This window comes from Sphingomonas sp. BL-S-28 (assembly GCF_055521515.1).
In genome coordinates this window covers 1,076,782-1,101,481 of sequence record NZ_CM145483.1, presented here as the reverse complement: position 1 = coordinate 1,101,481, position 24,700 = coordinate 1,076,782, and the positions used below count along the sequence as shown (strand labels likewise).

17 protein-coding genes are annotated in these 24,700 nt (G+C 58.9%); 2 read left to right on the top strand and 15 right to left on the bottom strand.

The genetic code is table 11. The features are described from left to right. Positions 1-12 precede the first annotated feature (12 nt). From ACZ1JC_RS04715 to ACZ1JC_RS04695, 5 genes are all read right to left on the bottom strand, one after another. Positions 13-1,080 carry an alpha/beta hydrolase gene (locus ACZ1JC_RS04715; protein WP_465139070.1) on the bottom strand — a complete coding sequence of 356 codons (1,068 nt, stop codon included), beginning with the start codon at positions 1,078-1,080 and terminating at the stop codon, positions 13-15. A 71-nt stretch (positions 1,081-1,151) separates the two neighbouring features. Further along, positions 1,152-3,653 (bottom strand): glycoside hydrolase family 2 TIM barrel-domain containing protein, encoded by a 2,502-nt coding sequence (locus ACZ1JC_RS04710; protein WP_465139071.1) that lies wholly within the window; start codon positions 3,651-3,653, stop codon positions 1,152-1,154. Then, positions 3,653-3,937, bottom strand: coding sequence for a hypothetical protein (locus tag ACZ1JC_RS04705; protein WP_465139072.1), 285 nt, complete (start codon positions 3,935-3,937; stop codon positions 3,653-3,655). Before ACZ1JC_RS04705 ends, ACZ1JC_RS04710 begins: the two co-directional genes overlap by 1 nt. Positions 3,938-3,958: 21 nt before the next feature. Continuing rightward, positions 3,959-6,265, bottom strand: coding sequence for a glycoside hydrolase family 3 N-terminal domain-containing protein (locus ACZ1JC_RS04700; RefSeq protein ID WP_465139073.1), 2,307 nt, complete (start codon positions 6,263-6,265; stop codon positions 3,959-3,961). Between the two features lie 133 nt (positions 6,266-6,398). Further along, positions 6,399-6,740 (bottom strand): hypothetical protein, encoded by a 342-nt coding sequence (locus tag ACZ1JC_RS04695; protein ID WP_465139074.1) that lies wholly within the window; start codon positions 6,738-6,740, stop codon positions 6,399-6,401. A 335-nt stretch (positions 6,741-7,075) separates the two neighbouring features. Here ACZ1JC_RS04695 and ACZ1JC_RS04690 point away from each other — a divergent pair, with 335 nt between their 5' ends. Next, entirely contained in the window at positions 7,076-8,548 is a 1,473-nt protein-coding gene (locus ACZ1JC_RS04690; RefSeq protein ID WP_465140297.1) for an aldehyde dehydrogenase family protein, read from the top strand. 123 nt (positions 8,549-8,671) lie between these two features. Here the strand turns inward: ACZ1JC_RS04690 and ACZ1JC_RS04685 are convergent, their stop codons facing one another. Together ACZ1JC_RS04685 and ACZ1JC_RS04680 are read right to left on the bottom strand one after the other, a co-directional pair. Further along, the gene (locus tag ACZ1JC_RS04685; protein ID WP_465139075.1) at positions 8,672-12,007 is read right to left on the bottom strand and encodes a glycosyl hydrolase; all 3,336 of its coding nucleotides are present in this window, start codon (positions 12,005-12,007) and stop codon (positions 8,672-8,674) included. A gap of 197 nt (positions 12,008-12,204) precedes the next feature. Further along, a complete protein-coding gene (locus tag ACZ1JC_RS04680) occupies positions 12,205-12,999 on the bottom strand; it encodes a sterol desaturase family protein (RefSeq protein WP_465139076.1) in 795 nt (264 codons plus the stop codon). A gap of 262 nt (positions 13,000-13,261) precedes the next feature. Here ACZ1JC_RS04680 and ACZ1JC_RS04675 point away from each other — a divergent pair, with 262 nt between their 5' ends. Further along, positions 13,262-14,098, top strand: a complete 837-nt coding sequence (locus ACZ1JC_RS04675; protein ID WP_465139077.1) for a LytTR family DNA-binding domain-containing protein — start codon at positions 13,262-13,264, stop codon at positions 14,096-14,098. A gap of 28 nt (positions 14,099-14,126) precedes the next feature. Here ACZ1JC_RS04675 and ACZ1JC_RS04670 read toward each other — a convergent pair whose 3' ends face one another. The 8 genes from ACZ1JC_RS04670 to ACZ1JC_RS04635 all read right to left on the bottom strand — a co-directional run bounded on the left by ACZ1JC_RS04670 (position 14,127) and on the right by ACZ1JC_RS04635 (position 24,681). Beyond that, positions 14,127-14,801 (bottom strand): TetR/AcrR family transcriptional regulator, encoded by a 675-nt coding sequence (locus ACZ1JC_RS04670; protein WP_465139078.1) that lies wholly within the window; start codon positions 14,799-14,801, stop codon positions 14,127-14,129. Positions 14,802-14,985: 184 nt separating this feature from the next. Then, a complete protein-coding gene (locus tag ACZ1JC_RS04665) occupies positions 14,986-16,158 on the bottom strand; it encodes a family 43 glycosylhydrolase (RefSeq protein WP_465139079.1) in 1,173 nt (390 codons plus the stop codon). A 100-nt stretch (positions 16,159-16,258) separates the two neighbouring features. Continuing rightward, positions 16,259-17,035 carry a FadR/GntR family transcriptional regulator gene (locus ACZ1JC_RS04660; protein WP_465139080.1) on the bottom strand — a complete coding sequence of 259 codons (777 nt, stop codon included), beginning with the start codon at positions 17,033-17,035 and terminating at the stop codon, positions 16,259-16,261. 24 nt (positions 17,036-17,059) lie between these two features. Continuing rightward, on the bottom strand, positions 17,060-18,280 hold the full coding sequence (locus tag ACZ1JC_RS04655; protein ID WP_465139081.1) for a phytanoyl-CoA dioxygenase family protein: 1,221 nt from the start codon (positions 18,278-18,280) through the stop codon (positions 17,060-17,062). Positions 18,281-18,547: 267 nt separating this feature from the next. Next, positions 18,548-19,363 (bottom strand): helix-turn-helix domain-containing protein, encoded by an 816-nt coding sequence (locus tag ACZ1JC_RS04650; RefSeq protein ID WP_465139082.1) that lies wholly within the window; start codon positions 19,361-19,363, stop codon positions 18,548-18,550. 135 nt (positions 19,364-19,498) lie between these two features. Next, positions 19,499-21,889, bottom strand: coding sequence for a TonB-dependent receptor (locus ACZ1JC_RS04645; protein WP_465139083.1), 2,391 nt, complete (start codon positions 21,887-21,889; stop codon positions 19,499-19,501). A gap of 219 nt (positions 21,890-22,108) precedes the next feature. Then, positions 22,109-23,584, bottom strand: a complete 1,476-nt coding sequence (locus ACZ1JC_RS04640) for a GH39 family glycosyl hydrolase (protein ID WP_465139084.1) — start codon at positions 23,582-23,584, stop codon at positions 22,109-22,111. Positions 23,585-23,631: 47 nt separating this feature from the next. After that, positions 23,632-24,681 carry an alginate lyase family protein gene (locus tag ACZ1JC_RS04635; RefSeq protein WP_465139085.1) on the bottom strand — a complete coding sequence of 350 codons (1,050 nt, stop codon included), beginning with the start codon at positions 24,679-24,681 and terminating at the stop codon, positions 23,632-23,634. Positions 24,682-24,700 lie beyond the last annotated feature (19 nt).

Genomic DNA, 24,700 nt, shown 5'->3' with positions numbered 1-24,700 from the left:
GGTGCGTTGCCTTCAGGCTGTGAAGGCAGCGGCGAGTGCAGCTATCAACGCGGCGTTGAAGTGCTCGCCGATACGTGTGCCGGGCAGACCGTCAAAACCGTGGAATGCGCCGGGAACGACATTGAGCGTGACCGAATTTCCAGTTGCAATCAGCCGGCGCGCATATTCGATATCTTCGTCGACAAAGAGATCGATGGAGCCCACGCCAATGAAGGCGGGGGGTAGTCCACGCAGATCTGTGACGCGTGCTGGCACCACTCCGTGCGGCACTTGATCCGACCCTGCGGGCACGCCAAGAAAGGCCGTCCAGCCAAATCGGTTATGCTCTGGCGTCCAAACCAACGCACCTTGATACGGCGGCTTGTGGACCGTGCTCCCGGTTCGGTCGTCGAGCATAGGAAAGGTCAGCGCCTGGTAGATCAACGGAAACTCGCCACGATCGCGAGCAGTGATTGCCAGGATCGCAGCATGCCCACCACCTGCACTGCCGCCCATCACGGCAATTCGATTTCGATCGACACCCAACTGCTCGGCGGATCCATATAGCCATTTCAGTGCCGCGTAATTGTCCTCAACCGAACCGGCGTAGGTCACCTCTGGAGCCAGTCGGTATTCTACGGTGACGATCACGCAGTCTAGCGCAGCTGCCAGTGGTTGTAGCCTGGCGATATCGCCTTTGGCTGAACCGATGACGAACCCGCCGCCGTGCATGTGGAGGATTGCGGGCTTGTGGTCCCCAGGCTTGGCGGGGTTCACGACGTAGACTGTCACTTCGGGGCCATTTTTTGGCCCAGGGATCGTTCGGGGAGCCCATGAAGGGGTTTGCAACGGCGGGGCGGCGAAGGATGCTGCACCCTGACGCATTCGCGGCAAGTTTTGCGCCGTCAGCGGGAAATGAGTCTGCAACAAAGCTTGCGGTATGAACCTGCGCAACTCGGGATTGACGTAGGGCGTTGGATCGAACTTTCCGCCGCCTCCGCCAAGTGGGGCAGGTCCATCTGCCCATGCTGACTGGCTCGCGATTCCAAGGACCCCCAGTGCGGCATTTGAAAACAGAGTTCGGCGCGACAGATCGAACATGGACGAGGCCTTTCAGTCTTCTGCGGAGCACAACGCCGGAAGAGGAATTCCGGCGTTGCACATGATGCTCATCACGCCATTGGCAGTACGATTGGTAATTCCGGTAATCCGATTGAGCGAACCCTGACAGTAACCGGTCCCTCGACCCCTGTGCCTCTCAAGATCAGGAGGGCTCGCCCTCTGAAAGTGTCGGTGCTGGAGCTCGTGAGGGAGCCGGTAGCCATTGGGTTGGCGCTACCGAAGCCGGCCAGACTTGCCGGGCCATCGATGGCGATATCGATGCGACGCCCATCGTCAGGAAGCAACCTGCCAGCGTCGTCGACTACTTCGATCCGAACGTAACTTAGTCTGTCTCGCCCGGATTGGCCTTGAGGCGTTTCGAGAACGGACTGTAGTCGAGAGGCAGGCTTCACGGTTTCGAGCTGCTTGCGGGCAAGCACTTGCCCTTTTCGGTAAGTTACAGCTTCGAGTTTCCCCGGAGCATAGGCGATCTCAAACTCTGTCCGGCGGTGATCCTGTGAAGTAAGCGCCTTTTCTCCAACCAGTTCCCCGTTCAGCCGCAGTTCGACCTTATCGCCTGCTGCATGCACACGGACATTGAGGGTTCGGCCTTCGGAGCCCGGCCATGTCCAACTGGCGAGTTCATCCGACCATCCCCAGTTCGACACATATTCGAACGTGCCTTCGGGCCCGGGGCGCTGAACCGTCATTTCCAGTGGACTGATGCCCCAGACGACGTCGCGAGCCAGGGAGGCCGCTTTCTGTTGCCCGATGAGGTCGAGGTCGCCGCACCACGCATTGACCCAGGGAAACGTAGGGAGATAGATCGGATAATTGCCGTTCTTGATCCGCGCTGTTGCGCCAATTCCGGCCTCACCGATGTAGTCCATGGCAGTCCAAAGGAACTCGCCCAGGAAGTAGGGGGCTTTCTCGCTCAGCGCCTGATAATCGTAAACATCGCGAGCGAATGTCTCGGATGCATAAATGACCCTTTCGGGGTGAACCGTCTCTTCGCTTTCGATGTCCTCAAGGCGATAGTTATATCCCGGAACGTCGAGAAAGATGGTGGAAGCATTATCCTTTTTGCCGGCTCGGCCGACGCGGGCGGTGCCTTCCTGCGCGATCATCTCGCTGCCGAGGACGCCATTTAGGCCAGCGGTGATCGGGCGTGTTGAATCCAGGTTGCGGACGGCATTGGCGAGCTTCCATTGCCACTCGACGCCCTCATCGGTCGAACGGAAGGGAATTTCGTTGCCGATGCTCCACATGATGACGGACGGGTTATTGCGAGCGGATTGAACCATCGCATCAACTACGTCGCGCCAATGCTCCTTGAATTCCCCAGCAAAGTCCTGAGGCTCCTTTCCGACATGCCAGGCATCGAAAGCTTCTTCGATCAGGTAGACGCCCACGCGGTCGCATGCTTCGCGCAGGCTGCGGGAAGCCGGATTGTGCGACGATCGAATGGCGTTGAAGCCGCGGGCCTTCAGCAGGCGCAGCCGGCGTTCATCGGCATCCGGAAAGGCGCAGGCGCCCAGCAGGCCGTTATCGTGATGGATGCAGCCGCCGCGCAGTTTCACGCGTGTTCCGTTCACAGACATGCCAATCCGTGGGTCGAAATCGACGATCCGGATGCCGAAAGGCTGCTCGATGCGGTCGAGTACATTTCCGTCGCGAACAAGCTCGGTCCGCAACGTGTAGAGATTGGGATTGTCAGCAGACCATAGCCTCGGTCCCCGTAGCTTCATGCTCTGTTTGACGGATTTGGCGGCGGGGCCACTGGCTTCGCACGCCACGCTGCCGTCTTGCTCGACAAGCTTCGTGCGGAGGATATCACGACGCCCCGGTGTTACTACAGTGGTGGCAACGTCGATGAAAGCCGTGCCCTGGCTCAACTTTGAGGTTGAGGCGGCGACACCCCAACGGTCGAGGCGGCTGTCGGCAGGCATCGCGTCCAGTTCGACGGATCGATAGAGACCCGATCCCGAATACCAGCGGCTGTTGCGGCCAAGGTTGCGGACGCGTACCGCAAGGACATTGTCGCCTGTCCGATTGAGTCGCGGTGTGAGGTCTACCGCAAACGGTGCGTATCCGGCGACGCTGCGGCCAACAGGTTGCCCATTTAACCAGACATCGGTCTCTGTGTAGGACCCGTCGAACAAGATCTCAATCCGGGCGTCGGCAGGGTAACCATCAACCCGGAAGCGCTTGCGATACCATCCTTCGCCGCCGCGCGTGAAGCCGGTGGCAGTTCGGCCGATGGCCTTCTTGTCGAACGGACCAACAACGGCATTAGGAGACTGATCGGGAAGGTCCTCGATGCTCCAGTCGTGCGGGAGATGGACGCTTCGCCAGTGCCCATCGTCGAACTGCCCGTTTTCGGCACCCTCGATCGTACCCAGCTGGAAACACCAGTCTGCATCGAAGGGCTCGCGGCGTGTCGACGCAGAAGGTTCGATTGCGCTGGTTCGCATCGAAGCAGCCTGGGCGGCCGCCGGCATGCCGGACACTGCACATACGGCCGCCGCTGCGAGCACCTGACGGCGATCGGCCTTCAAACCTTCGAAATCCATCAGCGTGCTCCCAGTGTTTTGAGGCGCTCATCTAGCCGGGCAAGCGCATCCGCTTTGACGACCCCGAACTGGATCAGCGATTGGAACGAAAAGTTTCCCAGGTGCGGCTTGATCATCTCGTTACCAATCCGGGCTTCGACATTGGGGATTTCGGCCGAAACCATGGCCCATGCCTCCGGAATTGCCCGAAGTTCGGCAATCGACGTTTCGCGCGTAGAAAGCGGACGGGGAATTCGCTGCGGTGCGACAAAGGCTTTGGCGGCGGGGTACTTGGGAGCGTCCATCTTCGCGGATCCTTTGGAGCTTCAATGGCCTGAAATTTCGAACTCGCCATGCAGGCTTGCGGCCGAGCTGCCGCCGATCCAGACATCAAAGGGGGCTTCGTCCTGAACCCAACCGCCTGTGGCCGCACTCCAGTACCGAAGGTCGTCGGGGCGAAGAGTGAAGGTAACGGTCCGGTGTTCGCCGGGCTTCAGTGTGACGCGCTGGAAGCCCTTGAGTTCGCGCACGGGCCGCGCCGAAGTGCCGTAGCGTTGGTGGATGTAGAGCTGCGCAACCTCATCCCCGGCCCGCCTGCCCGTGTTGGCGAGATCGACGCTGATCTTGACGTCCGCGGCCGGATACGATGGCTTCTCGACCTTCAGATCGTTGTACGCGAAGGTGGTATAACTGAGGCCGTGCCCGAACGGATAGGTGGGGGCGCTGGTTCCATCCCAGTATCGCTTGTCGGTGTTTGCCGGATCATGCGTGGTGAGATGGGCATAGGTCACTGGTGCCTGGGAAGCGCTGCGTATCCAGGAAATCGGCAACTTGCCGCCGGGCACAGCGTCGCCGACCAACAGATTGGCAGCAGCGGCAGCGCCTTCGCTTCCAGGATACCAGAGGTCCATGATCGCGGCAGCTTTGGTATCATGCAGATTGATTGGCCGCACGCTCATGAGCAGAACCACCACCGGCTTGCCGGTTGCGACGACGGCGTCGAGCAGTTCTTGCTGGCGGCCAGGCAGTTCGAAGGACGCACGCGAGGCGGCTTCGCCGCTCATGTCCTGACCTTCCCCAAGTACCAGCACGGACACGTCAGCATTTTGCGCTAGGCTGACTGCGTGCGCGATCTCGCTCGTTTCGTCGAGGGGCGGCCGTTTTGCAGGCGTTCCATCGATCATCACAAACGGTGAGGGGAACGTACGCGCCGGCATCCGGACGCCTTCCGAGTAGGTGATCTGAACGCTTGTGCCGAGCTTAGCTTTAATTCCGGTGAGAATACTGGCTCCCTCCGGCTTGTTCAGCGGGAACACCCAAGACCCCAGGACGTCCCTCGTGCTGTCGGCCAGAGGCCCGATCACGGCGATGGATTTGAGGGCATGGCGGTCCAGCGGAAGCACTGAAGCCTCGTTCTTCAACAGGACCGCTGATCGTTCGGCCGCTATGCGCGCTTGGGTTCGATGTGCGGGATCGGCCCAGACTTTGGCCGCTGCGGCTTCATCGACATATGGCTTCTCGAACAACCCCATGCGAAACTTCATTTCCAGGATGGGGAGGACGGCCTGATCCAACTCCGCAGTGGTAATCTTTCCCTGTGCCAGCGCCTCAACGAGATTCTGCATGGTTGCGGGACGGGTAGGTGGGATCATTTCCATGTTGGCCCCGGCCTTGAACGCACGGAGCGCAGCGTCGGCGGCATCCTTTGCGAAGCCGTGCTGGGTCAGAGAATTGACCGCATCGGCATCGCTAACGACAAAGCCCTTGAAACCCCAGGTTTCGCGCAGCACCTTGGTCAGCAGCCAATGGTTTCCCGTCGCGGGAACGCCGTTGACCGGCATGTAGGCGCTCATGATGTTGCCCGCGCCCGCGTCGATGGCCGCCTTGAACGGTGGCAGATAAACATTCCACAGATCGCTGTCGGAAAGGGCAACTTCATCGTAGTCGCGTCCACCGGTCGCGGCGCCGTAGCCAGCGAAGTGCTTGGGTCCTGCGATGATATGATCCGGTGCGCCTATATAGGAACCTTGGAAACCGCGAACCTGGGCTGCGGCCATCGCCGATCCCAAGTACGGGTCTTCACCGGCCCCTTCGAAGATCCGCCCCCAGCGCGCATCGCGCGCGATGTCGACGTTCGGTGCGAAGGTCCAATGCAGGCCAACCGCGCGCGCTTCTTTCGCCGCAACCGCCTGCGAGCGCTCCGCTACGGCCGGATCCCACGATGCTGCCATTCCGAGCGGCGCTGGGAAAATGGTATGCAGGCCATGGATGACGTCGAACCCGAACAGCAACGGAATGCCGTGAGGAGACTGTTCCACAGCGATCTTTTGCGCACGATTGATCAGCTTGGGATCGGTGACGAACAGCGCCGCGCCAGCGTGGCCTGCTGCGATCTCTTTTTCGACTTCCTGAGCAAGTCGGGGGACCTGAGCGAAGTAGAAATACTGGCTGAGTTGGCCGGCCTTTTCCTCGGGAGACAACTTGGCAAGCAATGCGCGTGCGCGGGCTTCTGCACTCTCACTACCTTGGTTACGTGTTGCAGTGCCAGCACCAGCGGGTTCCGCTGGAACGAATTGTGACCAGCAGAGGCCCGCGAGAAGTGCCGTTTTGGCAGTTGCCTTGAAGATACGCACGTTAGTCTCTTCCCTCGCGAACGCGCAAACGGGCACCCCACATTGAAGCTGTGGGGTGGTGATGTCCGGCAAGGGGGATCCCTGGCCAGGTGTGCGTGGAGCGGCTCTAAAAGCCACCCCACTGATCAGGAGTTCACTTCTTCGGAGGAAGCTTGGCGAGGTCTGCGTCAATTGCCGCTAGTTTTTCGTCCGTGATCATGTCGCTCGAATACTGCTGGATCGCCTTCAGCGTCATGCCGCGCGCCATGTCGATCTGATCGCTCTTCACCAGGTCGGGAAGATACTTGGCGAGAATTGCCTTCGAATCAGGGTCGTCGAGAAGCGTTCCGATGTCGGTTCCTTCGGTAGTGTAACGCGGAGCCTTTGAAGGCGCTTGCGCCGCCGGGGCGGACGTCGTCGACTTGGAAGCCTGGGCGTTCGCGGTTGAAGCCAGCGAAAGCACCGCTGCGAAGGCAATCGTTTTGTACGTGATCATGCTCAGGTTCCTTCTCCATTTTGCCCGTTGTCCCGTAACGATAGATTCGAGTGGGCCGTGCCTTAAATGTACCAATCGTCCATATATGGCGTGACGGCAAATTGCTATGCTGAATCGAAGCTCACGAGCGATTCAAAGGGCCGCGGAACCGATCGCGCCGCCGACGGATGTCAGTCACCGTAAAACGCACTTTCCGTAGCTTAAATGGCATCGTAGACGGTGAGCAAGAATATTCTGGCGCACCGTTGGGCCCGGAATTCTGCGGCGCACACCGCTTGATGGGAGACGGCGTGTCATGCCGTGAAGAAAGATGGAGAGGAATTTCGATGGGTGAAATAGATCGCCTTCCCGACGCGAAGTTGTTCATCGCCGGGGCGTATTGTGATGCGCAGGGCGGCCGAAGGTTCGACGTGATCAATCCCTGGTCAGGTTTGGTTGTCGGTTCGGCTGCAGATGCCAGCAGCGAGGATGTCGACGCGGCGATCGCCGCTGCGCGCGATGCATTCGACAACTCCGACTGGCAATGCGATCACGCGGGCCGCTTCGCCAAGCTGACCAAGATGTACGAGATAATGGCGAATGACCAAGAGAGCATCACTGCCTTGGCTCGCCTTGAAGCAGGAGCAGCTCTCGGTGCCGCGCGCCGCGCACACGTCGATCAAGCCATCACTTGCTTCAAGGATTTGCTATCCATTTTCCCGGATCTGCAATGGGAGCGAGACTTTGGAAATCGCGTGCACCACGGCAGCACGACGCGGCGCAAAGTCGTGTACGAGCCCATCGGTGTGGTGGGAGCGATTACTCCCTGGAACGTGCCACTTTACGTAAACGTTGGTAAGGTCGTGTCGGCGCTGCTCGCGGGCTGTACGGTTGTCCTAAAGCCAGCACCGGACACGCCGGGCATGGGCGCAATCTTCGGACGATGGGCTGACGCGGCAGGGATCCCGCCGGGCGTCCTGAACGTCATCACGGGTCACGATCCTGCCCTTGCGGGAGAACTGCTGGTAGGAGACCCTCGGGTCGATCTCATCAGTTTCACTGGTTCCACCGGCGTGGGTCAACGCATCATGGAGGCAGGAGCGAGATCGCTTAAGCGCGTCTTTTTGGAGCTCGGGGGGAAGTCGGCGAAGATCATCCTCGATGACGCGCCAGATTTTAGCCGCGAGGTCGCACAGTCCATGCTTGTGTTCCACGCAGGGCAAGGTTGCGCTGTGCAGTCCCGCCTACTGGTTCCGCGTAGCCGTTATGCCGAAGCGGTGGAGGCTTTGAGGCATGCCTATTCTGCCTTCACGGACAATTGGGGAGAATTTGATAATCCGGCCCATGTCATGGGCCCTGTGATTTCGCAGCGTCAACTCGATCGGGTTCATGGATATATCGAACTCGGCATCGCTGAGGGTGCGACGCTGCTCGCGGGCGGCCAGCTTCGCCCGGACAAGGGAAGTGGATTCTTTGTCGAGCCGACTTGCTTTGTCGATGTCACGAACGACATGCGCATTGCGCAGGAGGAAATTTTCGGCCCCGTGCTCGTCGTCATCCCCTTCGAAGATGACGACGATGCCATTCGCATCGCCAATGACAGCGCGTACGGCTTATCGGGCGGCATCGTTTCAGAAGATACTGGTCGCGCGGAAGCCATGGCCAGGCGCATTCGAACCGGTTCGGTTAGTGTCAACGGCGGAATGTGCATCGCCGGTGATCTTCCGTTCGGCGGCCGAAAAGCCAGTGGAATTGGTCGTGAGTGGGGCATTGAGGGACTGGAGGAGTTTCTCGAAAGCAAGGTGATAGCTACCGTCATTCCTGACTAACCAGTGGGATTGCCGGTGCATCGAAGATTACGCTGTTCCGATTGTGAAATGTCCCAGGCGGTAGAGCCTGGGACATGTGATCCGCCAGAAACAATGAATTAAATCAGGCACCGTCCCCCAGCTTTAGTTGGCCGGGGCACCTTCAGAATCCTTCTCGCCGAGCAACCGGATGGGGCCGAGCAGTCCCGAAGGCCTCAACTTGGATGTTTTGCTGTAAGCGGGAAAGCTTGTCCAAGTCACCTTGTCGAGGTCGCCCTGCTGGTCGCCGATAAGCCGATTGACCCACAGATTGGCGACCTTGATCTCGATCGCGTTTTGACCTGGCTGAAGGAACCCGCCGATCTCTAGGCGATAGGGAGCATGCCAGAGCCCGCCGACGTAATGGCCGTTTACGGTGACACTTCCGACATCTCGTAGATCCCCCAGGTCTATCCAGGTTTTCATGCCGGGGCGCCAATCCGAAGGGGCGGAAAAGCTTTGCGAATACGTGGCCACACCGGAGAAGTAACGCACCCCCGGATCCTGGCTTTCGCTGAGCGATACGAGGTGCTCCAGACTGATTGATTTTGGCGCGCCGCGATCGGCTTGGAAGCCGACTTTCCACGGCCCGCTGAGCTCTCCTAGCATCACAGGAGCCGGAGATGACACCGTGCGAGCTGTCGTCGTTGTCGGTTGGCGAAACACGATGAAGACGGCGTCTTCCTCTGCCAACTGCAGGGGGACAATCGTTTTCCCTTGCTCGATACGATACGAGAGCGGCTCCGTCTTACCGGTCGTCGCTCGCCACAGCTCGGGGGCCATGCCGGTGACGCGGAAGCTTGCCTCGACAGTTTCCGGTCGGTTTTGCCGGTTTGTGACGAAGTAGGCGTCACCATCGTGAAGTTTGCGATGTAGGAAAAGCAGCTGGGTGTCGGCGAGAGGGGACTTGTACTCGAAGTCCGGCACGAGCCCCAGGGTGCTGAGCGCGCCAGCGACGTCAGATCCAGTGATGACCTGTCCTTTCCCTACCCGCGTGATCGGTGCGCCCGACCATAGTCTTCGCACCAAGAACGCAAATTGGGCGGGATCATCTGCAAGGCTGGGCGAGCTCGTGGGTCGAGTGCCGATTATGGTGGCGCCCTCTGCTGCTAAGGCAGCAATTCGCTTCAGAACTGGAAGAGTCATTCTGGAGCTCGAGCCGCCGAGATAGAGCACGTGGTATCGCGCACCGGTCGGCGTGATCAGATCCTTTCCGTCGACTTTCAGGAGGCGCAGCACGGCATCTGGATTGACGAAATCGTACGCGTATTGGCGAGGGACCTCGGAGGGTAAACCGCCCGCGAAGAGGCTCGTGAGCGGCGCTTCTTCGCCATAGAAATAGGCAACGTCGGCGACGTTGCGTCCCTGCTGAAGCAACAGGGAGCTTCGAGAGATGTAGTCGATCCAGGGCCGTGCCATTTCAGCCCAGGTTTCGTGGCGAGTAAAATACTGGCCGAACATGCCAAGCGACAAGCCCGGTACCTTGTCGTCAACGGGCTGATGAACGGAAGTATGGATGACCGGCCGGTTGATCCCGAGCACAAATTCGAAATCGATGATCCGCTTAAGCTCGTTAGGCCCCGTGGCCCAAGGCATCATGATCGAGGTGAGCGATTCTGCCGCTGCAATGTTCTGACCATAAACGTGGGCGACGGACGCAGCGCCTTTCACATCTGCAATGAACGGGCCAGGGATGGATGCGTTGCGGGGGACATACCACATGGCGGACATGGGGTAGTCTGTGAAGCTGCGCATTCGCATGTCGTCGCCCAATGTGCTTCGCGCATTCTCGAGGGCTTCCCCGTAAAGCTTGAGGCCGTTTTGATGACCGACCTCGGCGATCGTGCCGTAGTGCGCTGTAGCGTGGAGTTCCCCGATTGTGCGGCGGAAGTCGTAGAGGAAGGCGTCGGTTTGTTGGCGTGATCCAACAATCGCTCCAGTCAATGCAGGAAGCCACGGCGTAAGGTCATAGCCGCGCAAACGGCGGAATTCGGCGGGCAATGCCGGGGTCCAATTGAACGGTCCAACCTCAGTGGAGTCGTTGACTAGTGCCCGGACGCCGGCAGATCCAAACAACTGGCTGCCTGTGGTTTCCCGGTAGGTTCCGAGATAGTGGTCGAGATAGCGGCGCACGGCTGCGGGGTCGAGCTTGTCCACCTCTAGCCCGGTCGCCTCAGGGCTGGCGGGGTGGTTCGTCTTGCCGATCAAGGACCACCCCAGCCTCACAATTCGCCACGTCCCGGAGAGGGGTTTCCAGTCGACCGTGCCGTCCGATTTGACCCGTTTCGTTAAGTCGACGATATCTGAGGCCGCGAGGCCCTTCGCGTCCTTATCTACCCCAGCGTCGAGCGCGTAATAATCGGGTACCGTGGCGAAACCGGCCTTCGCTTGAAACAGATTGACTCGGCTCTCCCCCGACAACGTAAGCTGCCGAACCTCGAGCTTGCCCGGAACACCGCTGCCGAAAGCGCTGCTGGCACCGGGTCGTTGTGCGAAGATCACGCGAAAGTGCGCACCGGTCACAGGCGCGAAGCTTGATGTGCTGGGGGCATCGCTGACCGGGATGTCGATCACTTTCGTCCAGGCCTGCCCGTCCTCGCTGACCTCAAGGCGAGGAAGGAGGCCGGGCCCGCGGGGGTTGGGGGCTATGCCGGGTACGAAAAGGGTGAGCGATCGCACGATCTGAACGGACGGGAAATCGATGTTGATGGTACCAGGAGCCTCCCGCGAGCCTGCCTTCAGCGGCGCGAACGACGTGAGGCTGTCATCGGCAAGGGCGTCGCCGTTAAGCAACTGACCGTCAGCGGAATGATAGACCGGCACCGGGAGAGAGTTCGGGTGGTTCACGCGGTAGGCAAAGACGGCGATATCACGGTACATCGTGGCCGCGTCGGCCGTCTCGGCCGACAAGTGTTGATACGGACCGGTCGTCTCTGCAGGTGCTGGAAGCTGGATAGGGCTGCCGGCTCCCGCAACGATCAGCTTTTCCGACCATGACAGCTTCTTCATTGCGTCTGCCGGAGGTACCCATGGTCCGCCGGTTTCCGACCAGCCCGGCGAAGATGCGATAGCGAGCTCCAAGCCGGACGCCTCAGCTTTTTCAGCGGCGAACTTGAACGCATGTCGCCAGTCCGGGGAAATATAGGGGAGACGTTTGGCGACGATCTGGGGGGTATCCTGGTTTGCATCGAAGTTCTGCAGTCCACCAAGCCCGATACGCTGCATCCACTCGATGTCTTTGGCGATTCCGTCTTCTGTGATGTTGCCGTTCATCCAGTGCCACCAGACGCGCGGCCGCGCAGCGGCGGGTGGATTTTCGAACTCTTCGTCGAGAGCAGGCCTATCGGACTGAGCAGGTTCTGCCCGCGAGGCATGAGCGTTGCCGAGCACTGCGATTGAACCCGCCAACATGAGCGCCGCCCGTATCCGCAACCCGGTCATTCTTCTCTCCCTGCTAACTTGAATTTTGTAATGTTCTGGCACTGGCATTGGACGCCCGAGCACGCTGTGCAGCGCGCTTATACGTTTCGGTAGGCGACTGTTTTTGCGTATGATTCACGCTCACAGCGAGGATCGCAGCCGATGTCGCATCGGCGGCAATCCTCTTTGTTCATCACCCGGTTCTTTCCGGGTCTACGTCATTCGGCCGCTGCAGCTTGAGTTGCCACTGGGGCATCCAGGGGCGGCCGAACCGTACGGGACCGGTCCTTGATCGCAGCGAAGTCCGCCTCATACTTCTTGCGTACCGTACCACACAGATGGTCCCAGATCGTCGTGTAGCCGCCGTAGTTGCCGTTGAAATAGCGATGGTGCTGGTCGTGGAAGGTCGTGGTGATGAACCACTTCGTTGCCCAACTTCGGTTCCACCAGCGCGGCAAGAATTCATAGCCGGTATGGACGTAAAGACCCATGATGATGTTGGTCGGCGCAATCAGCGCCATTGTTGCGTCGTGCACCGTGAAAAGGGTCAGGAACAGCGGTACGAAGCCACCGTTGATGAGCGATTCCAACGGGCTGACCGACAAAGTGGTCAACAGGTTCGGCGATGTGGAACGGTGATGGAGCTTGTGAACCCACGTGTAGAAAGGTTCTTTGTGCATCCAACGGTGAAGCCAGTAGAAGTAAGTGTCGAATAGGAAAAAATAGAGCGCATATTCCAGTGCGATCACCCACCAACTCGCGGGGCTTGAGGCAAACGTGATCCAGCTTTGTGCTTTGAGCCAACCGGTGGTCGGCCCCAGCAGAAACGCGGTGACAGTCAGGTTGACCGTTGCGAACAACACTTCGTTGCGGAATGTCTTCCACTTGAAGCCCCTGGGCTGAATTTTCCGGGCTTTGAAAAATCCGCTGGCAACCCCCCAGACGAATCCCGTGGCCAGGAATGCCCAAAGCCACAATGACAAAGCATGTTCCGCGCTAAACCAGGAAAACATTTTGGACCTCAGCTCAGAGCAATCGCGAAGGCAACGATATGAGCAACGACAGCAAGGGTGCCTGCGAACAAAACGGGGCGATATTGGGCGGTAGCCATGATCAAATCTCCATTGCCGAACCGAAGTGTTCAGCTGTTGGCGACTAAGTGGCATGCCGCGATTGGCCCGCAACCGGGTTTACGTTACGGTAGCAAAAATGACGTGAAATCGGCGCCGTATCGGTATTTTCCGGTTCGCGCATCGCCAATCGGCAGGAGAAGACGTGAACAGGATACGCCGCATTGTGATTGAACTCTGGGCGATGATCGTGTTCGCGGCGATTGTCGGATTCCTCGGCCCCTTCGGGACATACCTTCAAGCCGATTTTCCCGAACGGGTCCTAAACTGGTGGATCCATTTAATGGGCGCCTACGTTCTCGTTCGGCCGTCGATCGTATTGTGGAGCATGGTCGCCTCAGCGATGGATTTACCCAAGAGCACTCTTGTTTTCTGGGGCGTGGCTATCTCGAGCTTCCCTCTCGCATTGATATGGAGATGGGGCGCCAGCGTATTTTTTCGGGAGTTGGGAGGGTTCATCGGAATTCTCCCCTTTGCGTTGCTCAGCGCGATGACGGTGCTTGTCGTCGTCTGGTGGGCCAGACGTACGGATGCCCACCTTTCAGAAAAACGACCAGCTGATCGACCAAATGTTATGCTCCCCCACAGCCTTGCAGAGCCGGTTGGGGAAATACAAATCGTCGCCCAGGAGATGTCTTCAACCTCGGCCGCACTCAGCGAAACGCGCCTGATGAAGCGTCTGAGTTCAAAGTTTCAAGGGCCGGTCAGCGCCATTCAAAGTGAGGACCATTACGTGCGAGTCCACGGTACAACGGGCAGTGAGCTTCTATTCATGCGGCTGCGCGATGCTATCGCTGAGATGGAGGGGACGCCTGGCCAGCAAGTTCATCGGAGTTGGTGGGTTGCCGATTCCGGTGTTTCAGAGGTCAACGTCGACGGACGCAACCGCACCATTCAATTGCCAAATGGCGAGATAGCACCGGTTGCCCGCGATTCCGTGGCGCGTCTCGAACGGCTAGGATTCCTGCCTGTGGCTAGGTAGGAACGAGCCGCACTGCAGATCTGACCCGTCACCAGACTTCGGCACCCTGCATAAGAATGCCGACGATAAACTCGGCCTGCTCGCGGGCTTGTGCCGCGGTCAAAGGCCGGTCAATTCCCTGGATATTCAACCATCCGGATATCATCGCCATGATCGCCTGCCCGACCTTTTCGGGGTTTTTGGCGTTGATGTTGGCCGCTGGGCCGTAGGTTACGACTTCATCTCGGAGGTATGCGACCATCTCGATATAGCCGAAAAACTCGGCGCTAATGCCGCTGTTGCCGCGCCCCACGGCGCTTAGTGCCAGGCGTGTGAAGTCGCGAACCTCTTGTTTCGTGGTCCACACCAGCATGGTGGTCGTGTGATGGATCAGCCGTTCGCGCAGGTCGCTGCCCAATCGCGCGGACTGCTGGGTCGTTTTTCGAGACCAGGTTGCGATCCTGGAGTGGAGTACGGCATTGAGAACGGCCAACTTATCCGGAAAACGCTTGTAGAGCGTCGTTTTGGGGACAGGGACGGCGAGCGCTATGGCGTCCATAGTCGTCGCGTCGAAGCCGTCCGTGAGAAACATCTCAGTGGCGACTTTTATGATTGCTTCGGTAATTGCAACTGATTGCGCGCGAGACGGCCTTCCACGACCCGTAGGCCGTCCGTCACTCCGAGTCGGCGTGGCGGTGGGTTCGGCCTGTGTTGCGTCGATCACGTTTCAATCCTCTCGCGTCCCCATCGCTCGTCTCACCCGATCGTGGGGCATGACGAACGGCACCGGAGGGATGAGATCGGTTAAAACGGTGCGACAATCCAGCGATGCGGGGGGAAGCGGCCTCCTGTCAAGATCAACGCCAGACCGGACGCCGTGCTAGACGGCGTATGTTTCCGCCGAGGACCTACGCAAATTCATCCAGCGACCACTGCGTGCGCCACGCGATGGTAGGGCGATCACCCTGGAAGATCAGAGGCAACCAGACGTAGCGGGCTTTCGACGTATCCACGTTGGCCGTCAGTATGGGCATTACCCGGCGTTCTTCGGCAGTCAGTTCGCCGCGCGGGCGTTGCATGGCCTTGGTTATGGCACTTTGAAGGAGAACAGAGGTCTCACCGCTCGTGAAGGCGACGCTATCTTGTGGCCCCATCCAGCGGTCCGCCATCGCAATGTACAGGTCCTGTTTGGATGGGACCTTGAAGATACAACTGATCTGCGAGTTGAAGGAGGTCCGGGATCTATCCTGGGGGTGCAGATCGCCCAGGTTGGCCCACGGCCCGTGATATGTGTCCGCGATCGCGATCTGCGAAGGGTTGGGGAAGTAGCCGGAGGTCCCTGATGTCGCGAGATAATATTTACCTCGACGCGCGAAAAACGCAGGACCTTCCCGAACCAACGGTGGTGCACCGTAAGGGAAATGTGTCGAATAATAGCCTGTCACGTCCGTGTAATCGTCCGTCAGATCTGCGCAAATGAGTTCGCTGTGAACCCGTTCGAAGTACATATAGGCTTTGCCATCGGCGGGATGAGCGACCAGATCGAAATCGCCCGCGCTCATGCCTAGCGGCCGTAACTCGCTGCGGACGATCGTGTAGGGGCCCGTGATCTTGTCCGCCGTCAGGATTGTGCGTGTTTGGTCCGTCTTGCCCATGATCTTGAGCCAACACACGAATTTGCGTGTTCGCTGATTGTAGAGGATGTGTGGGCGGTCCAGTTTGACGGTTCGCGGGTTGAGAGGTGAGGCGGGGTCGTGCTCATCAGGCGCGATGATCAGCCCTAGGTCCTCCCAGTTGTAGAGATCCTGCGAGCGGTAGCAGCGAACGCCCCACGTCCAGACATCGCCGGTTGCGCTCGTGAATTCCTTGTTTTCGCCGTACCAGTAGAATGCGTCGCCGACGCGCATGACGGAGCCGCCGTGGGCCTGGATGGGTTTGCCGGCCGTGTCGAGCCACTCCGCACCGGGTAGAAATGAGCTGTTCCGTGAAGAAGTTCGGGGTTGCGCGAGGACAGGAATTGCCTGGCTCGCGGCGATTGCGGCGCCGCCGGCGAGCACCCCACGGCGAGACAGGTTCCTCATCTGATCTATCCTCTCTTAAGCGCTCTGTGGCGATGCAAACAAACAAGGTTGGAATAGCTGCGGCACGACACCGAAGGCGTATGAACTGCCCCTCTTTGGATTATCTTGGAATCGCCGCATCAGCCAAAGTAGCCGATGCGCTGCGTGTATCTTCCAAGGCCCGCTCAATTAACCGCTTCATATGCGCATGTGCTTGTTCTGGCTCTCGAGCTGCAATGGCGCGATATACGGCCACGTGATCCGGGATCGAGTTTCGCGGCAAGACCGTGGCCCGTTCTTTGTAACGGGTTGTCCATGTGATCACCGCATCGATGCTGGCTTGCAGGCCCAGCAGGGCTGAATTGCGGGTTGCACGAAGTATCGCGTGGTGAAACTCGCGGTCGGCGGTGCGCCCCCTCGTGCCAGCCATCGACTCTCGCATTACCGCAAGAGCGTTCCGCATTGCCGTCAGGTCCTCACTGGTCCGGCGCTGTGCGGCCAATTGTGCGGCCGCTGGTTCAACAGCGCCCCGTAGCTCGAAAATGTCACGAACAAGCTCCTGATCGGGTTCTACCGAAAAGGCCCAAGCGATGACTTCGGGATCGAGAATATTCCACCGATCCCGCGAGAGGACGCGGGTTCCGCATTTGGGCTTGCTCTCGATCAGCCCTTTGGAGGCGAGAACTCGCATCGCCTCACGCACTGCCCCCCGCGAGATATCCAATTGATCTGCCAAGACCAATTCGCCAGCAAGAATACTGCCTGCTGGATAGTGGCCCGAAATGATATCTTGGCCGATCTTGTGAATGACTGAGCCTTGTAGGCGCCGTCCGGGAGAGCGGAGAGACGGCGCAACACTGCCTTCGTCTAGCCCCCCTTCGATGTTATGTGCCCGCATGGTTACCCCTCCCCGGGCAGCGATCTAGTTGCTTGAATCGCGAATTAGATCGCTGACCTGTTCCCGCAACTCACCGACGCTGGTGTCGATCAAACGGCCATCGTCTTCCCGGAGCGGAATTTCGGTGTAGAGGACGCGGCGCTCCGAAGTGAGCGGCGGCGTCGCTTCATGCAATGTGCAAGAGAGGTGAACGGTCAGATCGCCGGGCGCTGTAACAAGGGCGACAATCGGGAGGTACGGGGCGCTTTTTGCTACTTCGACCGGCATTGCGAGCCGGTGGGAACCCGCTGCGACGCGAAGCTGGCCGTTTTCAGGGCTGGAGGCGCTGATAGCTACCCCAACCGTCATCCGAGCGCACGCATAGCTATGGCGCCCCAGATGGCAGTCACGGTGAAGGGACAGGTCTGAAGGCCCTGATACGACACCTACAGGCTTGAACAACGCTTCAATGATGCGCCCTTCGGCCGGCTTACGGGCGAGCGCGTCGTTAGCTTCCAGAACGGTTATGAGCCGTTCCCAAAGTTCGCTCGTCAACAACTCGCGAGTGGATGGTGAGCGCTCGACAAATTCCTGCAGGCGCACGCAAACGCGTTGGCCATCGGCGAGCTGCGCCCACCACGATTTTCCATCACCCTCCGCATAGGCGCTTCGCGCTTCATCCATCTCCCGCGAGATTTTCTCGATTAGGCTTGGCGGGACCCAGCCTCGGAGGTGGACGAACCCTGCTTCTCTTAGAAAATGACCAATTTCCTCAGCGGAATCTTCCGGTCCAAAGCTGCGCTTCAAATCGAGTGTGGCGCCTCGCTGATCCCGGAAGCCAAGCTCGCCGGAGACCAATGGCCACCCTTCGAGTATGGAGATCCAAAGGGAGTCCCAGATTGACAAATCGAGCAACGAGCCGCCTTCGAATTGTAGCGCGCGAGCGGTAAGCAAGCCGTTGAATGAAATCTCATTTTGCGCAAGCTCGGTAAATTGCTGAGCCGTCAGCGTGACAATCAAGGCATCGCTGGTTTCCCCGGGTTCGACGACAATCCGCTCGCCCAAAAAAGATAAGGACAGCGTCCAGGCTTCATCCGCCACTCTGATTGTCAGCGCACGGGGGCTCATCGCTTGATAACCAGCGGTAGCAACATCACCATGAAGCTCAAGGAGCGCCGGCAAGTCCTCGCTAAAAAATTGGCCCGGGGCGATGGCCGATTTGCGATCCTCGTCGCGACGGGTGCGTCGGTCTAGTTGAAAGCTCATAACGTCCTTACCCAAGCTAGCTTATATTTCTTGATCTCGGTCGGGCCAATTCGTCGGGGGAGGGCATAAAACAGCCTGCCGGTTCCCTCGACCAAAAACTACTAACAGTTTCTTTTATGGAGCAGGCCGCGTCTGTCAATTGCGATCCATCGGTGATCGCGGTGGCGGCCTCGATCCAAATTCGGAGCCAACCGAGAACCATTCTCAAGATTATCGTGCGAGGTTGCAGCTTGAATAATCTTCTCGATCTAATGCATGTTGGAAAATTCAACGATCAATCAGAAACTCAACCGAGCCACCATCGTCTGGATGAATAGAATGACCATGTTCATTTTTAAGACATTCTTGGATCGAATTATCAAGGACATCGAGTAGGTCTTGGATTTCTGCCACTCCTGATTTGTCTGGCAGGATACTAATTACCAAAGGGTGTTCGCTGTCCTGCTGCGGGATCAAGCGCGAGACTGAGTTCGCAGATATTCCATAACCAGCTGGTCCCACGCAGTAGCCGTTCGCGCGAACGCGTGAGATCCTTCCCAACATTTCCGAGATTTGGAATTTGGTTTCGGCCGTTGCTTCATGGTTTAAGCGCCGGAGCAATCCTTCCCAGGTCCCCTCCGCTGAGGCCGCGAGCATTAACCATCCCGGTGCATTGTTGGAAAGACGCTCCTTTACTCCATTGGTGATGCCTCGATTTATCGCGACTGAGCGCTCCCCATGCCGGCAGGCAATAAGCTGCGCGTCGATTCCAACGCGTGAGCTGAGCATGACCGTCAGGCCGTTTTGCTCAACGATGTGGTCGATGAGGCGAACGATCCGTCCATCACGGATGATTCCCGATTGACCGCAGGTTCCCATAATTGCCGCCCGGGCAGTCAGTCGATAGGTTCGTAGCTCAGGATCTCTATAGAGTAGTCCAAGCTCGACGAGGCTCGTCAGCAGTTCTGACGTACTAGATTGCGGACGGTTATAGCGTCGAACGATATCCATCACGGTCAAGTCACGATGTTCGGCGTCGAAATATTCCAGGACTTCAATAAGCCGGCGCGCGATTTTAGCCTTGTTCGAGCTTTGCAAATTCATGCTTCAACTCCCTTCAGGGGCTCCAGATCTAAGTCCGTCCAGCAAATTAGTGTCAGCTGTGGCAAACAAAAAATGGCGGGGCCGCAAGGGCACCCGCCAAGGTTGGGAGCTCGGAGGGAGCTCATTCAAAACTAGTTAGCGCGAGCCGAAAGCATAACGGACGTTGATACCGAACTCGCGAGGCGTGGTCGTCGTGACGCCCGTATAGGTGCTGGTTGCCGTAGCTGCGACCGTGGACGTGGCGCCCGTGGGGATCAGGTAGCTCGTGAAGAGCGGGTTGGTCCGCGAGAGCGTCTTGGTCGTGCCGATGATGTTCTTGGCGAACAGCGATACTTCCCACGCCCCCTTCGGATCACGGATGCCCGCGAACAGGTTGAGCAGGCCGTAAGCACCGACATCGTCGAACCTGTTGGTCGGGTCGGTTTGCGAGCTGCCATTGAAGCTGAACAGACCGCGCAGGTAGGAGTCGACCTTGTCCGAGATTGGCAAGGTGTACTCGCTGGTTACCGACGCGCTGAACGGAGCCTGGAAGCCCGAACGCTGAGTGACCTTGCAGGAGGCCAGATTGTTGGCGCCGACTGCGGCCTGCAGTTGAGCCAAGCTAGGCGCCGAGGTAACCGAGTCCGGGATGCCGTCGCCGTTCAGATCGTTGCACGGCACGGTGCCGTTTTTGATCTTACCAAGCGAGTAGCTGCCGACGACCCCGATCGACCACTGCGGTGTCACGCTGAAATTGAGGTCGCCTTCCAGGCCGTTCACTTCGACGGGAACTGCGCCGACGAAATTGAACTGCGAAACCTGCTGCGCGATACCAGTTACGGCGCCGGCGGCATTCCGGACGGCCACGGTGTTGACGAAATAGACGCCCTGACCGCCAACGCGGTACGGGTAGTTTTTGAACTTCTGATGGTAGGCGGTCAGGTTTGCGCGGAGCCTACCGTCGAGGAAGGTGCTCTTCACACCAACTTCGTACGACTTGGAGGATTCCGCCGGAAGATTGGTGAACGAGTTCTCAAGCGCCGAGCGGGCGAGGCTGAAATCGCCGACGACATTGATCCCCGGGCGCCAGGAGCTTCCCGTGCTCGCGTAGACCATCAGGTCGCGATTGATATTGTACTTCGCCGACGCGGAGTAGATCCACTTCTTGGCATCCTGCCCGTCCGTGGAAATGGTGGTTCCGTTGACGATCGTCTCGTCATGCGAGGTGTAATCGATATGACGCAGGCCACCGGAGAGCTCGAAAGCATCGCCGATATGGCCGGTCAGGTTGCCGAAGAACGACTGCTCATGCGAGTTGCCGACGCGCGCGACGGGCGTGTAGACAACCGTAATCAGCCGTCCAGTGGGCAAGCCGATCATCGTTGGGCTGGTCAGCTCGGTTGGCGAGCTGTTCTTATAATCGAAGAAACCTGCCACGTAGTCCAGGAAGCCGAACATGCGTTCGCTGTTCTGGAGGCGCACTTCATGTGAGGTCGAGGAAGGGTGCGAGAACGTGGTCTGCCAGACGTCCCCCGGGAAGAAGTTCGCACCGTCCTGGTTGGCCGTAGAGGAGATCTTCTGAGTGTAGTGCTGACCCTGATAGATCAGGTTCTGGCCGGCGAACGTTGCTTCTGCACGCCAGTTGTAGATGTCATAGACCTGATGGATGCGGCGGGCGGTTTCCTGATTGGAAAGGCGATCCTTAGTCGAAATGAAGACCGGGCTCGGCAGAGCGTCCGGGTTGGCTTCGCTGAACGAGGCAACCTGGTCGTAGGCGTACGACAGTCGGTCGAGGCGCTGATAGAGCGCTTCAGCCTTGAACCAGTCAGTCGGCTGCACGAGCGCCGAAATGCGGCCGCTTTTGGTGCGGGCATATGGATCGCGGCCGCTGTAGATGGTGCGCACGCGGTCGCCGTCACCTTCATCCCAGACGCCGGCCGCGCGGATGGCGGCGATGCCCTCGATGATCGGGATATTGACAGCACCCTTGAAGTTGGTCGTGCCGATATTGTTGGCGGTCAGGTCCACCACACCGCCATAGGAATAGAGATCCGGCTTCTTCGCGGTGACAGTGATAGCCCCCGACGGTGCCGCTCGTCCGCGCAGGGTACCTTGCGGGCCGCGCTGAACTTCGATCTGCCCGATATCGTACATCTGCTGCAGAATGACGCCGGCGGTGATCGGAGCATCGTTGAAGTAGAATTCGACGGTGGGATTGTTGCCGCTCGCCGTGATGTCGAAGTTCACGCCGCGCATGCGTGCATTGCCGCCGGTGCCGTTCGATTCCGTGGTCAGTTGGAGACCCGGAACGATCGACGAAACATCCTTGAAGTCGCGGAGGTTGAGTTTGGCGACTTCCTCAGAGGTGACAGTGTCGATGACAGCCGGAACGTCCTGCACGTCCTCGTCGCGGCGTCGTGCCTGGACAATGATGACATTGGTCGGATCGGCTTCGTTGGCGACAGGCTGTGTCTGCTGCTGAGCCATTGCTGGCGTGGTGAAACCCGCCATCGCGGCTGAGCACAGCCATAGCGTATGGACCTTCATTCAATCCCTCCCATTTATTGTACGATTAGTGTAATTGGTCTTGGCCAGATGCCCCCGAGAGTCAATTTTTTGTACGACATTTGGGCGTCGAACCGTCTGTTTTTCGCTGCGGCGATGGACGAGCAGTTCGGGGCAGGCGGAATGCCTGAGAGCCTTAGGAAGGTTAGGATTTTGGCGACGCTATCGCGGGCTCGACGGCATGTCGTCTGGTTCTGGAACCTATTTGGATTCGATGAGGGCGATGCCCTCTGGCGGCAGTGTCAGTGACAGCTGCCGAGCGCCATTAAGCCGGTAACGCTGTGGGGGCGGAAGCTGGCCCGCCTTCCGCAGTGCTGCGATTTGAGCAGAGGTCGGAAGTTTGGGTGATCCCATTGCTCGCCAAGCAGGGAACGGAGATCCTTGCGTTTGGTCGACTTGGGTGACCAGGAGTTCCTGTCCCGGCTTGAGGTCTTCGATTGTGATCTGCAACTGCTTCTGCGTTCCCACGACATTGCGCGTTGCATCGGCCCCAGGGATGCCGGCTGCTTGCGGAACTTCAGCCAGGTTCCAGACCAGCGCTGCAAACGATCCATTCGACTTCCGCGACGCCAGCGCCGGACCTTCGGAGAATACTCGCCTGTCGCCCAGAGCGTGGAGGAGGCGGTAGGTGTTATATCCCGGTCGCGGGATCCCGCGCTGCAGGAGGGACCAACCCATAGCGCCATCCTGCAGCAGATAGTCTGCCGGGCCAAGCTCCTCATATGTCCCGCTGAGAACCCAATGGGACATGATCTGCGCTTCTCCCAAAGCGCTCTTTAGGACATGGGCGATCATAGCCGGGCTGTCTGCCGACCATTCACTTATATAGAGGGGCAACTTGGCCATTTTGCTGGCCGCTATCGAGGCCCGTGCGCTTTTGATCGCATCAGGAATGATGTCGTTGACGGAGAGACCGGGGGCACCCTCCTTTTCCGGGCCGATGCCACCGGCATAACTATGGGTTGAGACGAAATCCACTGGCGCATTTTCGGCCGCGCAGAAGTCTAGGAACTCAGGAATCCACTTAGTGCCCGACGTCGCGGGCCCGCCCACGCTAAGCCTCGGCGACACCGACTTCACTGCGACGGCGGCGTGCTTGTAGAGCTCGAAGTAGTCGGACTGTTTGCCGGTGAAAAAGAATGGCAGGTCGGGCTCGTTCCAAATCTCGATCGGCCATTTCGCCACGGCTTCAAGGCCGTACCGATCGACGATAAAACGGGTGAAGTCACCGATGAACTGGCCCCACGCCTCCATCGATTTCGGAGGTGTAATGTTGCCCTTATAAAACCCGAACGCAGCCGTGCCTGATGCAAGTTCGCTGGGCATGAAACTGAGCTCGACGAACGGTGACAGCCCGCGGTCAACCAAGCCGTCATAAACCTCAGCGACATCGCGGAAATTAGCGGTACCGGACCGATGCTGCGGATAGCGGGTGAGTACTCCGAGCTCATCATTGAGAATGCCATGGAAGCGAACCTGTCGGACACCGATTTGCTCCCGCGCCAGGTCAATATCTTCCCGCCAGCTCTCTCGCATGGTGATCGCGGCTCGGTCCGAGCCGACGCAGCTCCAGATATGTGGCAGATCTCCAATGTCCTCACGAGATCGGATCCGGATTGGCACTGTCTCGAGAGGCAGGGCAGCCAGCGCAGGAAACGATGCGGCAGTTGCGGTCACTGCGGATCCCACAAGGAAGCCTCGCCGTCCTATGGTCATGTCGTCCCTCACCTTTGAGCTTCCCTTTCCAGCACCATCAGCCACTCGCCTGGACCGTCCTCATCCTGATCCGGGCCGGGCGTTACGGCAGCCTGACGCGCAAGTTGGGTGGCCAGTGCGTCCCATTTAGGGTCAAGGCAGGCAGCCATCAGGTACGCGTGGCTGGCGGTCGCCGGATTCCACGGCTTATTCTGGTAAGTTTCTCGACCGGCAGCGGCACGCTGCCGGTCGAACGGGACAACCGACTTCACGAATTCGATGTGGGTTTCGGCGCCGCTCGCGAACTGGCTCAACCAGTTGAGAGTGGTCGGCAGATTTCGGCCATCGGCGCCGTGGTAACCGAACCAATCCTGCCCGTGCGCTTTGCCAGCCAAGGCGGCGAGAAGCTGGGAAGTGAGGCTGTAACTCACATAATGCAGTGCATCCCGCTGGGCGAAATCGAGTGTGGATCCGTCAGGACGAAGATTGGCGTCGACGTGCCGCTCAAATAGTTTGTGCGCGCGTTCAACCAGATCCGCATCACCGATTTGAAAGGCAGCCATCGCCGCGAGCTTGATGCGGTGGCTTTGCCAGTTGTTCGTCAGGGTGGGCTTGATTGGGACATTGCCGGTCTCCATGGCGTCGATGTAGCCGACAGCCATGTTACGCAGGAACGTGTCGACTTTGGTGCGCGTCGGACGAGGCAGATCTCTTTCGACGAGATCGTACGCGAGGATCAATCTGTCGAAGCGACCCTCGTCGATGGGATTAAATGACAGCTCGTAGGTGGTAACCCAAGCATCAAGATAGCGGTCGGCCTGCTTGAGATATGCCTTCTGACCAGTGAGCCGCCAGGCGAATGCCAGATCGAACATGATCGGCATGTCCTCAAGGCTATCCCGGGCATCCCTGATCGCTCCCACGTTCGAAGGCGCCGGATTTGCGGCCCCCGGCGCGGCTGTCTGACCAGAGCTTACGCCTTCGATCCGGATATGCGCCGCAGGTCGAGGTGGGCGATTGAGATAGCTCTTGGCGCGCGCCAGCACTGTGGCCTTCAGCGCGGGATCGATAGTGCCCATTCCGAATGTCGGGGGAAGC